The 14,518-nt window shown below is 36.3% G+C and carries 12 protein-coding genes; 9 read left to right on the forward strand and 3 right to left on the reverse strand.

Annotation, left to right across the window (positions count from 1 at the left end; genetic code table 11):
* Nucleotides 1-223: 223 nt before the first annotated feature.
* The gene (locus AB3H93_RS06795; protein ID WP_010719573.1) at nucleotides 224-442 is read right to left on the reverse strand and encodes a ferredoxin; all 219 of its coding nucleotides are present in this window, start codon (nucleotides 440-442) and stop codon (nucleotides 224-226) included.
* Nucleotides 443-472: 30 nt separating this feature from the next.
* On the opposite strand from AB3H93_RS06795, the gene AB3H93_RS06800 reads away from it, so the two are divergent.
* From AB3H93_RS06800 to rpsA, 5 genes are all read left to right on the forward strand, one after another.
* On the forward strand, nucleotides 473-1,501 hold the full coding sequence (locus tag AB3H93_RS06800; protein ID WP_368020348.1) for a helix-turn-helix domain-containing protein: 1,029 nt from the start codon (nucleotides 473-475) through the stop codon (nucleotides 1,499-1,501).
* Nucleotides 1,485-2,876, forward strand: coding sequence for an ATP-dependent DNA helicase RecQ (locus AB3H93_RS06805; protein WP_034700267.1), 1,392 nt, complete (start codon nucleotides 1,485-1,487; stop codon nucleotides 2,874-2,876). The genes AB3H93_RS06800 and AB3H93_RS06805 overlap by 17 nt, the downstream gene beginning before the upstream one ends.
* Nucleotides 2,877-2,960: 84 nt before the next feature.
* Entirely contained in the window at nucleotides 2,961-3,587 is a 627-nt protein-coding gene (locus AB3H93_RS06810) for an SAG1386/EF1546 family surface-associated protein (RefSeq protein WP_010719570.1), read from the forward strand.
* 46 nt (nucleotides 3,588-3,633) lie between these two features.
* Nucleotides 3,634-4,311, forward strand: coding sequence for a (d)CMP kinase (cmk, locus tag AB3H93_RS06815; RefSeq protein WP_010719569.1), 678 nt, complete (start codon nucleotides 3,634-3,636; stop codon nucleotides 4,309-4,311).
* A gap of 124 nt (nucleotides 4,312-4,435) precedes the next feature.
* Nucleotides 4,436-5,668, forward strand: a complete 1,233-nt coding sequence (gene rpsA / locus AB3H93_RS06820) for a 30S ribosomal protein S1 (protein ID WP_010719568.1) — start codon at nucleotides 4,436-4,438, stop codon at nucleotides 5,666-5,668.
* Nucleotides 5,669-5,979: 311 nt separating this feature from the next.
* Here the strand turns inward: rpsA and AB3H93_RS06825 are convergent, their stop codons facing one another.
* Nucleotides 5,980-6,852 (reverse strand): ROK family protein, encoded by an 873-nt coding sequence (locus AB3H93_RS06825; RefSeq protein WP_368020396.1) that lies wholly within the window; start codon nucleotides 6,850-6,852, stop codon nucleotides 5,980-5,982.
* A gap of 224 nt (nucleotides 6,853-7,076) precedes the next feature.
* Complete coding sequence (locus tag AB3H93_RS06830) at nucleotides 7,077-9,020, reverse strand: sucrose-specific PTS transporter subunit IIBC (RefSeq protein ID WP_368020349.1); 1,944 nt, start codon at nucleotides 9,018-9,020, stop codon at nucleotides 7,077-7,079.
* A gap of 184 nt (nucleotides 9,021-9,204) precedes the next feature.
* On the opposite strand from AB3H93_RS06830, the gene AB3H93_RS06835 reads away from it, so the two are divergent.
* The 4 genes from AB3H93_RS06835 to AB3H93_RS06850 all read left to right on the forward strand — a co-directional run bounded on the left by AB3H93_RS06835 (nucleotide 9,205) and on the right by AB3H93_RS06850 (nucleotide 14,254).
* Nucleotides 9,205-10,644: a sucrose-6-phosphate hydrolase gene (locus AB3H93_RS06835; protein ID WP_368020350.1), complete on the forward strand. Its 1,440-nt coding sequence runs from the start codon at nucleotides 9,205-9,207 to the stop codon at nucleotides 10,642-10,644.
* A gap of 1 nt (nucleotide 10,645) precedes the next feature.
* Complete coding sequence (locus AB3H93_RS06840; RefSeq protein ID WP_010719564.1) at nucleotides 10,646-11,608, forward strand: LacI family DNA-binding transcriptional regulator; 963 nt, start codon at nucleotides 10,646-10,648, stop codon at nucleotides 11,606-11,608.
* Nucleotides 11,609-12,423: 815 nt separating this feature from the next.
* Nucleotides 12,424-13,734 (forward strand): ribosome biogenesis GTPase Der, encoded by a 1,311-nt coding sequence (der, locus tag AB3H93_RS06845; protein WP_010719563.1) that lies wholly within the window; start codon nucleotides 12,424-12,426, stop codon nucleotides 13,732-13,734.
* Between the two features lie 244 nt (nucleotides 13,735-13,978).
* Nucleotides 13,979-14,254 (forward strand): HU family DNA-binding protein, encoded by a 276-nt coding sequence (locus AB3H93_RS06850; protein ID WP_002290178.1) that lies wholly within the window; start codon nucleotides 13,979-13,981, stop codon nucleotides 14,252-14,254.
* Nucleotides 14,255-14,518 lie beyond the last annotated feature (264 nt).

Genomic DNA, 14,518 nt, shown 5'->3' on the forward strand with positions numbered 1-14,518 from the left:
TTTATCTAAGGCAGTTCAGAAGTCCATTTATCAGAAACTTTGCCGAAGAGCTACATAAGTCACAATCTTTATATAAATAGACTAGAGATAAATCAACTCAAACTTTCACTTGAACATAGAAAGAAATTTGTTTAGACACCATTTCCAGGTCAACTGCCTACTTTTCAAATCATCATTGTTAGAAACACTTACATTGATCTATATTCATTTGGTTAACTAGTTTTCATGATTTCTCTAATAAAATAGCTCTTACTGGACATTTTTGATAAGCTTTTCTGACGGCTTCCTCGTCAGTTTGAGAAACAAATTGCTGATGAGCTTCTGGTTCTTGCGCAAATAAAACGATTCCTTCTTCATCATAATCAAAGATATCTGGAGCTTCGATTTGACAAAGACCACAAGCGATACAGCGCTCAGGTACTAATTTACATAGTAATGACATTTTGACCATCCTATTCTTAAGGGGAGTAATATGACTTCATTTATTTTAGCTTTATTTTCAACAAGAAACAAGTTAAGGATCAGCTCCTTATACCAAGTTATCACAGGAAAACGAACGAGTTCGGTATTGATTTATAGTTTTTTAAACCATTTATTATTTATACATGGTAGTTTTCCTAAAATGAATCAAGAAGAATTTACACGTATCATTGACCAATTAGTTGACCAAAAGTTCCTTATTCAGCTAGAAGATGGCGTGATGATCACTCATTTAGGTGAAAAAGCTTTAGCAGAAGAAATAATTGATCTAGAAGGGCTCCATTATGATCGTTATGGAAGAACCGCTGAGAATTGTTGGCGGTTGATCAAGTTTGCTGTTCAAGTTGTCTCTCATCTGGTAAATAATAAAAAGGAATACTTACCGATTGAAACTAGTCCCTATTATACTATCCAAGTAAAAAAATGGTTAGCTGACACACAACTAGATCGACAAACCTTAGCAAAAAAATTAAGCCAAGAACTGAGTGAAATCTTTTCAACGATGACATCTGAATCGGCTAACTTTCTGGCCAATCAATTTTCAGGTATCCAGTCACCTGGTCTATTAACTTATCAATTAACAGAAATAACCAATGAAGTGCAACGTGAATTGTATGAAGCAAAGCAAGTACACCTGCTGCTAAAAACAATCGAAGAAAAAAAAGATTCGTTGCTTTTTCAATTGGTTTCACCACTACTTATGCAAAACTTCAATCAAAGTATGTTAACGACGAGAAAACTGATTTTATCTGGATGCTCAATTGATGAAGTAATGAAGATACGTCATTTAAAAAGAGGAACAGTAACCGATCATTTGATCGAATGGCAACTTTATTTAACTGATTTTCCTTATCAAAAAATGATCACCAAGCAGACATTTAAGCGACTAAGTCAACTATCGAACATCAAAGAATGGAATTATCGAGAATTAAATGAAGTCGCACCACTAGACTATGGAGAGTTTCGTTTTTATCAAATTGGTGTATTGAAAGGGGAACTGAAGCATGTCGCTGAAGGATGAACTACAAAAACGTTTTGGTTTTACTTCGTTTCGTTCAGGACAAGAAGAAATCATCCAGTCTTTATTGAATGATCAAGATGTCCTCGCAGTGTTACCGACAGGAAATGGAAAAAGTCTATGCTACCAACTGACCGGTTATCTGCGTGAAGGAATGGTTATCATTGTTTCACCTTTGCTTTCATTGATGGAGGATCAGGTGATGCAACTACAGAAACAAGGAGAAAAGCGAGTTGTTGCTTTCAATAGTTTACTATCTAGAACAGAACGATATTATGTGTTAAATCATTTGTCCAATTATAAATTTTTATTTTTAAGTCCAGAAATGTTGACGCAAAAAGATGTGATAGAACAATTACAAAAACAAAAAATTGGGTTATATGTGATCGATGAGGCGCATTGCGTTTCTCAGTGGGGGGTAGATTTCCGTCCGGAATACCAACAACTAGGAGAAATTGCTCAGAAATTAGGCTCTCCAGTAACGCTTGCCTTGACAGCAACCGCTACTACAGCCGTGCAACATGATATTGAAACTGTCTTGTTTCAAGAAGTGCCAGTTCGAATTATCCATTCGGTTAATCGACAAAATATTGCTTTATATGTCAAAAAGACTTCCCAAAAAGAAGCTGATCTAGAGGACCTGATGAAACAAGCAAAAGGCTCGATGATTATTTATTGTGCGACAAAGAAAGAGGTAGAGCGTTTGTATCAGCTATTTCGCTCACGTTTTACTATCGGCTATTATCATGGTGGATTAGAGGCATCACAAAGGCGACAGTTGCAACAACAATTTAGTCAAAATAAACTTCAATTTTTGATTGCGACGAATGCTTTTGGTATGGGCATCGATAAGCCAGATATCCGTTATGTTGTCCATTACGATTTACCAGATAGTTTAGAAAATTATGTTCAAGAAATCGGGCGTGCGGGAAGAGACCAACAGGCGAGTGAAGCGATTCTTTTATACAAAGAAAATGACGAACGCATTCATTATTTTTTTAATCAACTTTCTAGAGAACAACGACAAAGTTTTGAAATTTATCTGCAATATCATAGCAATGAACAAGAACAATTCGATGAGATTCAACAAAAATGGTTAGAAATAATTGCACAAACGAGCAATCCGCAAGAGTGGTTAAATCGGCTAAAACGTCAAGAAAAAGAAAAGGAATATCGACTACAACAAATGCTTCATTATGTCAATGCAAAGACTTGTCGAAGAGCGCTGATTCTTGAATACTTTGGGGAGAAACTGATAAAAAAACCAGAAAAATGTTGTGATATTGATGGAGCAGTCCTTACGAGTCAGGAAAATAGAGAAGTCAGCCCATCTGTAGAGCTAAAACAGTGGCAAGATATTTTACTAAATTTATTTTAAAAAAACATTGGATAGAAAATTTATAAGACAATCGCGTTCTGGCTATGGTATAATATTCACGATAGAAATTAGGAGGTTAATAAGGTGAGCAGAAAAGATAGACATCATTCATCAGAAAATAATGAAACACAAGAGCCATGGGAACAACCGATTTATGACACTGAAGACGAAGTTTCTTCAAGAAGTTCTCAACGACAACAAAAGAAAGGCAACACGCTATTTTTGTCTCTCTTCTTAGTATTATTAGTATTGTGTATTGCAATTCCAGCGGGAGCTTACTTCTGGATTAGAAATGGTTCTTCCAATGCTTCAAGTGCGTCATCAACTACAACAACATCTTCTGTAGTAGAAAGTACGACGTCATCAGAAGTATCATCAACAAAAGAATCAAGTACGGAGCCTGAAAGCACTACTCAGACAGAATCAGTAGTAGCAAGTACACCACAAAGTACTACTGTACCAGAGGAAACAACGCCTTCGACAACGTCTACTTACCAACAAGAAACACAACCAACTAGCACGGTAGAAGAAGCGACAACACCATCCTCTTCGGCTGCTGCAGATGGATCAACAGTGACTGTTCAACCAGGTGACGGACCTAAACAAGTAGCTGAACGTGCCGGGATCACTATTGATCAATTATTTGCATTAAATGGTTTAGATCCAAATAATTATATGATTTATCCTGGACAACAATTAAAAGTTAAATAATCTTAGCCGCGATCTGCGGCTTTTTTTTTGAAAAGGGAGTTATAGCATGACACAAATCAGTATTGCAATAGATGGACCTGCTTCGTCAGGTAAAAGTACTGTTGCAAAAATTTTGGCAAAAGAATACAACTATATTTATACCGATACAGGCGCCATGTATCGTGCCATTACGTATCTAGCGATAAAACATCAAGTACCTTTTGGAGATGAAGAGCAACTCGTAAAGCTGATCCAAGCCTATCCAATCTCTTTTATCCAAGAGACAGACGGTCAACACGTTTTGGTGGCAGACCAAGATGTAACTACAGAAATTCGTCAGCCAGATGTGACTAAGGCAGTTTCTGAAGTTTCTGCTCATCAAAAAGTACGTGAAGCACTGGTTTCGATCCAACGTAAAATTGGTGAACATGGTGGGGTTGTAATGGACGGACGAGATATTGGTACTTCTGTTTTACCTCAGGCAGAAGTGAAAATATTTTTAGTAGCAAGTGTAACAGAACGGGCACAAAGACGCTATAAAGAAAATATTGAAAAAGGGATACCAACAGAGTTGGAAACTCTTACGAAGGAAATCCAAGAGAGAGATCATTATGATTCTACAAGAAAAGTATCCCCTTTAAGACAAGCGGATGATGCCATTCGAATCGACACTACTGGAAAATCGATTACGGAAGTTGTCCAATCCATCAAAAAAGTGGTCACAGAAAAAGGATATCTTTTGTAAAAAGGGAAAAACTCAGGATTTTTAGGGTAAACCAAACGAAATCGCTTTATTTTTTTTTAATAATCAATTAAACTAAAATTAGTACCGTTGTTACGGCAGAATGTTGGTTAGGAGGACAAATGTTATGACAGAATTTGAACAAAATCAAACAGAAAACAGTCAATCAATGGAAGATGCAATGAATAGCGTCCAAGAAGTAAACGTTGGAGACGTTGTATCCGGCGAAGTTTTAGTAATCGAAGATAAACAAGTTGTGGTAGGGATCGAAGGTGCCGGAGTTGAAGGCGTCGTTCCTGCTAAAGAATTGTCTACTTCACCTGTTGAAGATATCAACGAGGTAGTAAAAGTAGGAGATACTCTAGAACTTGTAGTTATCAGTACTATCGGAAAAGATAAAGAAAACGGTAGCTATTTGCTTTCAAAACGCCGTTTGGATGCCAAAAAAGTTTGGGAAGATATCGAAAAAGATTTCCAAGCAGGTAATATCATCGAAGCACCTGTGACGAATGTCGTAAAAGGCGGCTTAGTCGTTGATGTAGGTGTTCGTGGTTTTGTACCAGCTTCAATGGTGGAAGATCATTTTGTTGCTGATTTTTCAGAATACAAAGGTCAAACATTGGCGTTCAAGATCGTTGAGATCGAACCTTCAGAAAACCGTTTAATTCTTTCACACAAAGCAGTTGTGGAAACGGAAAAAGAAGAAAAGAAAAAAGAAATTCTAGCCAATATTCACGAGGGAGACGTTATCGACGGACGAGTAGCTCGTATTACTGATTTTGGTGCTTTCGTTGATTTAGGTGGAATTGATGGATTGGTCCATGTTTCTGAGATCTCACATAGCCATGTGGCGAAGCCTAGTGATGCTTTAGCAGTTGGGGATGAAGTAAAAGTAAAAGTTCTTTCGATTAATCCTGAACAAGAACGTGTTTCTCTTTCAATTAAAGACACGTTGCCTGGGCCTTGGACTGATATTGAAGAAAAAGCCACTGTTGGTTCAGTTTTAGATGGAAAAGTGAAACGTTTGACAAGCTTTGGTGCATTTGTAGAAGTATTCCCAGGGGTAGAAGGTCTGGTTCATATTTCTCAAATCTCTCACAAGCACATCGCTACACCTCATGAAGTACTTCATGAAGGGGATGAAGTGCAAGTAAAAGTTTTAGAAGTACATCCTGAAGAGCATCGTATTGCCCTTAGCATCAAGGCTTTAGAAGAAAAACCAGCATCGGAAGAAGAACCAAAAGATGTTGAAACCTATGAATTACCAGAAGAAAATACTGGTTTCACAATGGGTGATCTTTTAGGTGATGCTTTGAAAGAAGAAGTCGAAGAAACGACTACTGATGATTCAGAAAAATAAAATTTTTGAGTGTTCATTTTAAAAAGACTGAAATGAGACAAAAAGATCAATCAATGTTTACAACATTGATTGATCTTTTTCTGTTATTATCACTAGAACTAGTTAAACTCACAAATCGAGTGAAAGATAAAACCAAGTGCTGTGAGAAGGGCTAAGGAATACCTAATAAAGTACATCGTTTAGACCATACCCAATGGCTGTGCAAATGCCATATTGTATTCACAATTGGAGATATTAGATAGATGATTTGCTTAAACTATTTATCAGAGCTGGAGATTTCTGTCAAACTACTATCAAAACTCTATCATTATTTAATTAGAAGCTATTTTTTGGGCTAGCCCTAAGCAACCGATAATTCCAGCTTGATCTCCTAATTTTGGAAAAACAATATATTCTTCTATTTTCGGATGAGCAACATAATTCTGATTAAGTTTTGAAAATTCACGATGAATTTTCTCTTGTAAGTGTACTTGTTTCATTACACCGCCACCTAGAATGATAATATCCGGTGAAAACATCATTGTAGTATTATGAATGCATTGGGCAATGTAAAAAGCTTCCATGTCCCAAAAAGGATGATTTTCCTTTAAATCTTGACCTTTAATTCCTATTCTCTTTTCGATAGCAGGTCCTGCTGCCATACCTTCTAAACAATTTTGATGATAAGGGCAGTTACCCTTAAAGTGATCGTCAGGGTGATTACGTACAATCATATGTCCCATTTCCGGATGACTGAATCCCTCGATAAATCTTCCATTTTGCAGTGCACCACCACCTATACCTGTGCCAACTGTATAATAAACAACTAATGAATGGTCTTGACCATGTCCAGCTATATATTCTCCATAAGCTGCAGCATTGACATCAGTTGTCCAATAAAAAGGAATTTTCTCAAAATTTCTTTTTAGATAACCAATAAAATCAAAATTTCTCCACGGTATTTTAGGTGTTGAGGTTATATATCCATATGTTTTCGATTCAGGATGGATATCAATAGGTCCGAAAGAACCAACAGCAATGCTGGACAATTCTGTTTCATATTTTTTGAAAAAAGAAACAACTTGTGGCATTGTTTCTCCTGGATTCAAAGTTTCAAAACTCACTCTCTCAATAACCTCTAATTGTGCATTACCAACTGCACAGACAAATTTTGTTCCTCCTGCTTCAATTGCACCGTATAGCATAAAACATTTCTCCTTATAGTTAAAGATGATTTCATGGGCAGTTATGCATTTAACCAATTTATTGTTCAGATTTTTAAAGAATTTAACTCGTTTATTTGTTATTTTCTTTTGGAAAATCGCTATTATTCCAGTTAATACATACATCAGATCGCGCATTGCCCTTTAAATTATCCGTTTATTGATGTTTTGGTTAGAAAGAATAATCAGTACTATTGACTATTCCATTATTCAACTTCAAGTAAATCAGTAGTAGCGGTAACTGTTCCTTTAATAAGTGGTGTCACTTTTGAATAAGCTGCGGTATTTGTCACAATAACCATTGTTGTATCATCAAGTCCTGCTTCTTTAATTAGCGTACGATCAAACGTTCCAAGGATATCTCCTTTTTTTACTTTTTGATTAGCAGTAACTTTTTGTATAAATCCTTTACCGCCCATCGATACGGTGTCAATACCAATATGAATCAGTATTTCAGCGCCATCATTCGATTTAAGACCGTAAGCATGTCCAGTCTCAAATGTAACTTGAATAGTACCATCTACTGGAGAATAAACAGTGTCCCCAGTTGGTTTAATCGCAATACCTTTTCCCATAGTCTCTGAAGAAAATACTGGATCATTTACTGAATCAAGTCCAATCACTTCACCTGCAAGGGGACTAACGATTGTTTCTGAAGAATGATTTGTTTTAGTAGGTTCTCCAGAAGTAACTGTGGATTGTTGGGTGTTTTCTGAATGATTCGTCACTGTTTGATCCGTAAGAGCTTCTGCTGCAAAGATGCCTGAAGCTTTTGTTTTTCCATAAAAGTAAGTAATTGCAAAAGCAATCGCAAAGCTAATTAATTCACATAGTAAATAAAATGGGATAGAGGTTGCATTAATTGAAAGAAATCCAAGAAAACCTGCTGAACCAAGTGATACAGCAACTACTTTCAGTAGACCTGCTACTGCAGCGGCAACTCCGGAACCAATTAAAGCACAGAAAAATGGGAAACGATATTTTAAATTGACACCAAACAGAGCTGGTTCAGTAATTCCAAGAAGAGCTGATACCCCTGCAGAGGAAGCAAGACTTTTTGTTTTAGCATTTTTAGTCAAGAACCAGATAGCAAATGTTGCAGCACCTTGGGCAACGTTCGCCATAGAAGCAACTACAAATATAAAGTCTCCATGTCCAATACCATTAGTCCATGCTGAAAGTAACTGCGTTTCAATTGCAGGAAATGATTGATGAAGACCTGTCATAACGATTAACGAGTAAGTTCCACCAAAAATACCCATTCCAATAAATCCGGTTGCATTATATAGCCAAACGATCGCATCTGTAATCCCGTTAGAAAGCAATAACATGACAGGGCCGATGACTGTGAAGGTTAGAAAGCCGGTAATGATTACAGATAATAAGGGGGTAAATGTAAAGTCAACGGATGATGGAAGTTTTTTGTGAAAAAACTTTTCCAGTATTGATAATAGCCAAACAGCTGCTAACACAGGAATGACTTGATAAGCATAGTTAGTTTGTGAGACATGATAACCAAAAATATTCCAATATTCCATAGAACCACCAAGTTGTGGTGTTGTCATAATCATTCCAATTGCAGCACCAAGGAACTGGTTGGCTCCAAAACGTTTAGCAGCGGAAATACCAACTAGAATAGGCAAAAACATAAATGGTGCAGCGGACATCAGTTGGATCATTGAGGAAATACCTTCAATCGCAGGATACATTTCTTCAATTGATTTTGGTCCAAAAAGTCCAGCAGCTGTTAAAAAGTTTTGTAATGCCATTAATAAACCACCTGCAACAAGGGCAGGTATAATTGGAACAAAAATATCTGATAATAATTTAATTAATGCCATAATGGGGTTGAATTTTTTATCTTTACTAGCAATTTGTTTTAAATCATCTGTTGAAATTTCTGAAAGTCCAGTTTTTTTGATAAGTTCGTCATAAACGAAATTAACATCACCTGCACCGATAATCACTTGATATTGTCCATCAATTTTAAATGTGCCTTTCACATCTGGATTTTCGTCTAAAGCTTTTTGATTCACTTTCGTGTCATCTTTTAGTACGAGACGAAGACGTGTAGCGCAGTGTGCAGCTGCAATAAGGTTATCTTTTCCGACCGCTTGTATTACGTCGGAAGCTACTTTACTGTAATTCATTCGAATCACTCCTTTTTTATTTTTACGTGAAAACGGTTCACTGAAATGCAAATTTATTTTAGCATATCTTAAAAATATGTCAAACGTTTGTCATATAATTTATTTTTTTAAATGAAATGATTGATTTTTCAACGGAAAACGTTTACCATACTAGTTGTAAAAAGATAAATTGAAGGAGTAAAATATGAACTTACCTCGAGAAATACGATATCGTGCTTATTCTGATTGGACTAAAGATGAGATGGATAAAATTAAGGATAATGTAAAACGATCACCTTGGCGTGCTAGCTATCATATCGAACCTAAAACAGGATTGTTAAACGATCCTAATGGTTTTTCTTTTTTTAACGGAAAATATACGCTTTTTTATCAAAATTGGCCATTTGGAGCTGCTCATGGGTTGAAAGAATGGGTACACACTGAATCAGATGATTTAGTTCATTTTCATGTAACAGGAGCAGAACTTCTTCCAGACACAAAACGAGATAGCCACGGCGCTTATTCCGGTTCTGCATATGAAATAGAGGGGAATCTATTCTTACTCTATACAGGAAACGTTCGAAATGAAAATTGGGAACGTGATACACTTCAAATCGGAGCATGGATGGATAAAGACTACAACATTACGAAAGGTGAGAATGTTCTTATTCATCCACCTGTTGATGTAACTGATCATTTTCGTGATCCACAAATGTTTAATTATGAAGGACAATTGTATGCGATTGTTGGAGCACAAAATTTAGAAAAATCAGGCTTTATCAAACTTTACAAAGCGGATGACAATAACGTGGAAACATGGGAAGAAGTTGGCAACCTTGATTTTGGCGGCACTGGTTCAGAATACATGATTGAGTGTCCAAATCTAGTATTTGTAGACAAAAAACCTGTTCTCATTTATTGTCCTCAAGGGTTGGATAAATCTGAGCTAAATTATGGGAATATCTATCCGAATACTTTTAAGATCTGTCAATCGCTTGACATAGAAAAAGTAAAACTTGTGGGCGCTTCAGAAATTCAAAATCTTGATTATGGATTTGAAGCGTATGCGACTCAAGGATTCAATACTCCTGATGGTCGTGCTCTGATTGTCAGTTGGATTGGACTACCTGATATCGATTATCCAACTGATAAGTATGATTATCAGGGAGCAATGAGTCTTGTAAAAGAACTTTCAATAAAAGATGGTAAACTTTACCAATATCCAGTAGAAGCTATTACATCATTACGTGCTAGTTCTGAACAATTTACAGCAAAAGCAGAAACAAATAATACTTATGAGCTTGAACTAACTTTTCCTCCAAATCAGAAATCGGAGTTACTTCTTTTCTCTGATAGTAAAGGAAATGGGCTTAGTTTGATTGTAGATACCAAAGAAGGAAAAATTATTTTAGATCGCAGTAAAGCAGGCATTCAATATGCCACTGACTTTGGTACGATTCGTGAATGCTCAATTGATACTAAAGAAACAATTGCTAACATTTTTGTAGATAATTCAATCATTGAGATTTTTATTAATAAAGGAGAAAAAGTATTTACTAGTCGCGTATTCCCTGAGAAACACCAAAATGGTATTCAACTTAAATCAGGTGAACCGACTGGAAAATACTTTGAATTAAAATATTAATATGGTAGCAAAATTATCTGATGTCGCTGAACTAGCTGGAGTTAGCCCAACTACCGTTTCACGTGTCATTAACAATAAGGGATATCTATCGGAAAAAACAAAACAAAAAGTTCATGAAGCTATGAAAACTCTTGGTTACAAACCTAATAATCTAGCACGTGGACTTCAAGGAAAGTCACCCCAACTTATTGGGCTTATTTTTCCTAATATCAGTAATATCTTTTACTCTGAACTGATTGAGTATCTGGAAATCGAATTATTCAAACATGGCTATAAAACAATTATTTGCAATAGTCAGAACGATCCTGCTAAAGAGCGGGAATATATTGAAATGCTTGAAGCGAATCAAGTTGATGGGATTATCTCATCTAGTCATAATCTTGGAATTGCTGATTATGAGCGTGTGGGAGCACCTATTGTCGCTTTTGATAGAAACTTAGCTCCCAATGTTTCCATTGTTTCTTCAGACAACTTTGAAGGTGGAAAACTGGCTGCTAAAACGTTACAAAAAAATGGTTGTCAAAATAGTATTATGATTACAGGAAATGACAATACGGATTCTCCAACAGGGTTACGTGCGCTTGGTTTTTCTTTTCAAAATCCAAATGGCAAAGTTTTCAAAATTCCTAATAATCTCTCTACGATTCGTCGAGAAATGGAAATCAAGTCGACGATCCTAAGTCACAAACCAGATGGTATTTTTGTTTCTGATGATCTAACAGCCATTCTTACTATGAAAATTGCTCATCAGCTTAAACTTAATATCCCAGAAGATCTAAAAATTATTGGCTATGATGGAACATCTTTTGTTGAGAAATTTTTCCCACAATTGACCACAATCAGACAACCAATTGATGAAATCGCAAGTCTGATTGTTGATGTTCTTCTGAAAAAAATAAAGAATGAAAAGACAAGCAAGGATTACATTTTGCCAATCTCATTACTTCCTGGAGGGAGCATTTAACGTCAAATTCTTTTCTTGATGTTTATCACATTCGTTCAAAAAAATTTGGAGCTGATCGCTTCTGTCACGACCTTATCCACATGGTTCAAGAAGTTGCTTTAACAAAAAATTGCTGAAGAATACCAAAAATAGGAGGAACTATTTTTGGATTCTTCGGCTTATTTCTCATAGCTAGATATGGCATAAACTTTCCGGTTGTAGATTAATGAAATATGCATGTCCAGTTTTACAGGCTATTTAAAAGAAAAAGGACGTTAATAATTTCTGGTAAACATGAAAATATTAATTTGAGTTTGAAAATCAACATTTTTGGGCATCAGGCTATATTGTAGGCACAGTGGGACTAATGAAGTGACCATAAGAAAATACAGGCTAGAATAAGGAATTAGGATATTGCGCTAGATAAACTGAGAGTTTGAGAATATGAAGATCGTTGAAAGAATGAGAGTGAAGAAAAGAGCTTTCACATATCATGAAACAATAAAAAGAGTAGAAAATGAAAACGAGAGAAACAAATTATGCTATAATCAAATGTCACTGATCGATTTTAAGTTCAGTAGTGTGTGAATATTTAGGCTAACGCTCATCTAGCGGTTCTGAATATGGTTTTTAGGGTTATTTGAACAATGTAGTTCTTTAACCAAAGAAACAAGAATAAAAAATGGTTTCCTAGGGTTCAATATTCACTTTGATGTTTTATGAAAAAAAGTTGTCCAATGAATAAATACTTGCGTAATTTTAGCGAACAATGCTTGAAAGTTCGCAAAGCTTTCGTTACACTAAGTAAGATTGGAAACTTGTGAGGAGGAAAAAATATGGCAAATCCAACAATTGCAATCGTTGGCCGCCCGAACGTCGGTAAGTCTACGATTTTTAACCGCATCGCTGGCGAGCGTATCTCGATTGTCGAAGATACTCCAGGAGTAACTCGCGATCGTATTTATGCTAAAGGCGAATGGTTAGGTCGAGAATTCAGTGTGATCGATACAGGTGGGATTGATTTAGGTGACGAACCATTCATGGATCAAATCAAGCATCAAGCAGAAATCGCGATTGAAGAAGCAGATGTCATCATCTGTGTTGTCAGCGGACGTGAAGGGGTCACCGATGCAGATGAAGTAGTAGCAAAAATTTTATACCGTAGTAATAAACCTGTGATTTTAGCAGTTAACAAAGTGGATAATCCCGAAATGCGAAATGATATTTACGAATTTTATTCATTAGGATTGGGTGATCCATATCCAGTGTCAGGGAGTCACGGTTTAGGGATCGGTGACGTATTAGATGAAGCAATTAAACACTTTTCAAATGATGGGGAAGAAGAAGAGGATGATACGATCAAATTTAGTTTGATCGGCCGCCCAAATGTTGGGAAATCTTCCTTGATTAATGCGATTCTAGGAGAAGAACGAGTGATCGTTTCGGATATAGAAGGAACAACTAGAGATGCTATCGATACTCACTTTGTATCTGATAACGGTCAGAAATTTTTAATGATCGATACTGCAGGAATGCGTAAGCGTGGAAAAGTATATGAAAATACCGAAAAATACAGTGTGATGCGTGCGATGCGTGCCATTGACCGTTCCGACATCGTTTTGATGGTTTTGAATGCTGAAGAAGGAATCCGTGAGCAAGACAAACGGGTAGCTGGATACGCACATGAAGCAGGACGTGGTGTGATCATCGTGGTAAACAAATGGGATCTTGTCAAAAAAGAAACCAATACGATGCGTGATTTTGAGCAAGAAATTCGTGAAGAATTTCGTTATTTAGATTACGCGCCAATCGTCTTCGTATCAGCAGTCACAAAACAACGTTTAGAACGTTTACCTGAAATGATCGAAGAAGTAAGCATGAATCAAAACTTGCGTGTGCCGTCTGCTGTCTTGAATGATATCATCATGGATGCAGTAGCGATCAACCCGACTCCAACAGATAAAGGGAAGCGGTTGAAGATTTTCTATGCTACGCAAGTGGCTGTAAAACCACCAACCTTCGTCGTTTTTGTTAATGAAGAAGAGTTGATGCATTTTTCTTATGAACGTTTCTTAGAAAATCAAATTCGTAAAGCATTTACTTTCGAAGGAACTTCGATCCGAATCATTCCAAGAAGACGAAAATAGGCATTTTACCACATCGGCAGATTTTTTTCAAAAAAAATAGGTGGTTTTGTTTATTACGTTTTTATGACTAAAAAAAGCACGTGAAAAATGGTAAAAACCTTGCTATTAAGCGGTTTATATGATATCGTGATAACAGAATATTGAACTAGATCAATATTTCTTTTAAACTTCTGGACCACTCAGAATGTTTTTAACTAAACTGATGTTTTACATCATATCTCTTGTGGAGGAGGTGAATCTATCCATGGCAAACAAAGCAGAATTAATCGAAAAAGTTGCTTCAGCTACTGACTTAACTAAAAAAGATGCAACTGCAGCAGTCGATGCTGTATTTTCAACTATTCAAGATGCTTTAGCTAACGGCGAAAAAGTTCAATTAATCGGTTTTGGTAACTTTGAAGTTCGCGAACGTGCTGCACGTAAAGGACGTAATCCACAAACTGGTGAAGAAATCGAAATCCCAGCTAGCAAAGTACCTGCATTCAAACCAGGTAAAGCATTAAAAGACGCTGTTAAATAATACGGCTGAATAAACGCCTGTGGCTCTAGAGCTACAGGCGTTTTTCTTATGTCAAAATATGAAAAAGGGGCAGAAAAGGGGCAATAATAATCAGAGGCCATCTTTTTCTAAGTCCTCTAAAATGTTAACTCGCATTCTCTTTGTAACGTGAGTGTAAATTTGATTTGTGATTTTAGGTTCTTCATGTCCAACTCTATCCATGATTGCTTTTAACGGCTATCCTTTTTCTGTCAAACACGAAACGTGCGTATGGCGAAAAATATG

It is taken from the genome of Enterococcus sp. C74 (genome assembly GCF_040887125.1).
GTDB lineage: Bacteria > Bacillota > Bacilli > Lactobacillales > Enterococcaceae > Enterococcus_B > Enterococcus_B hirae.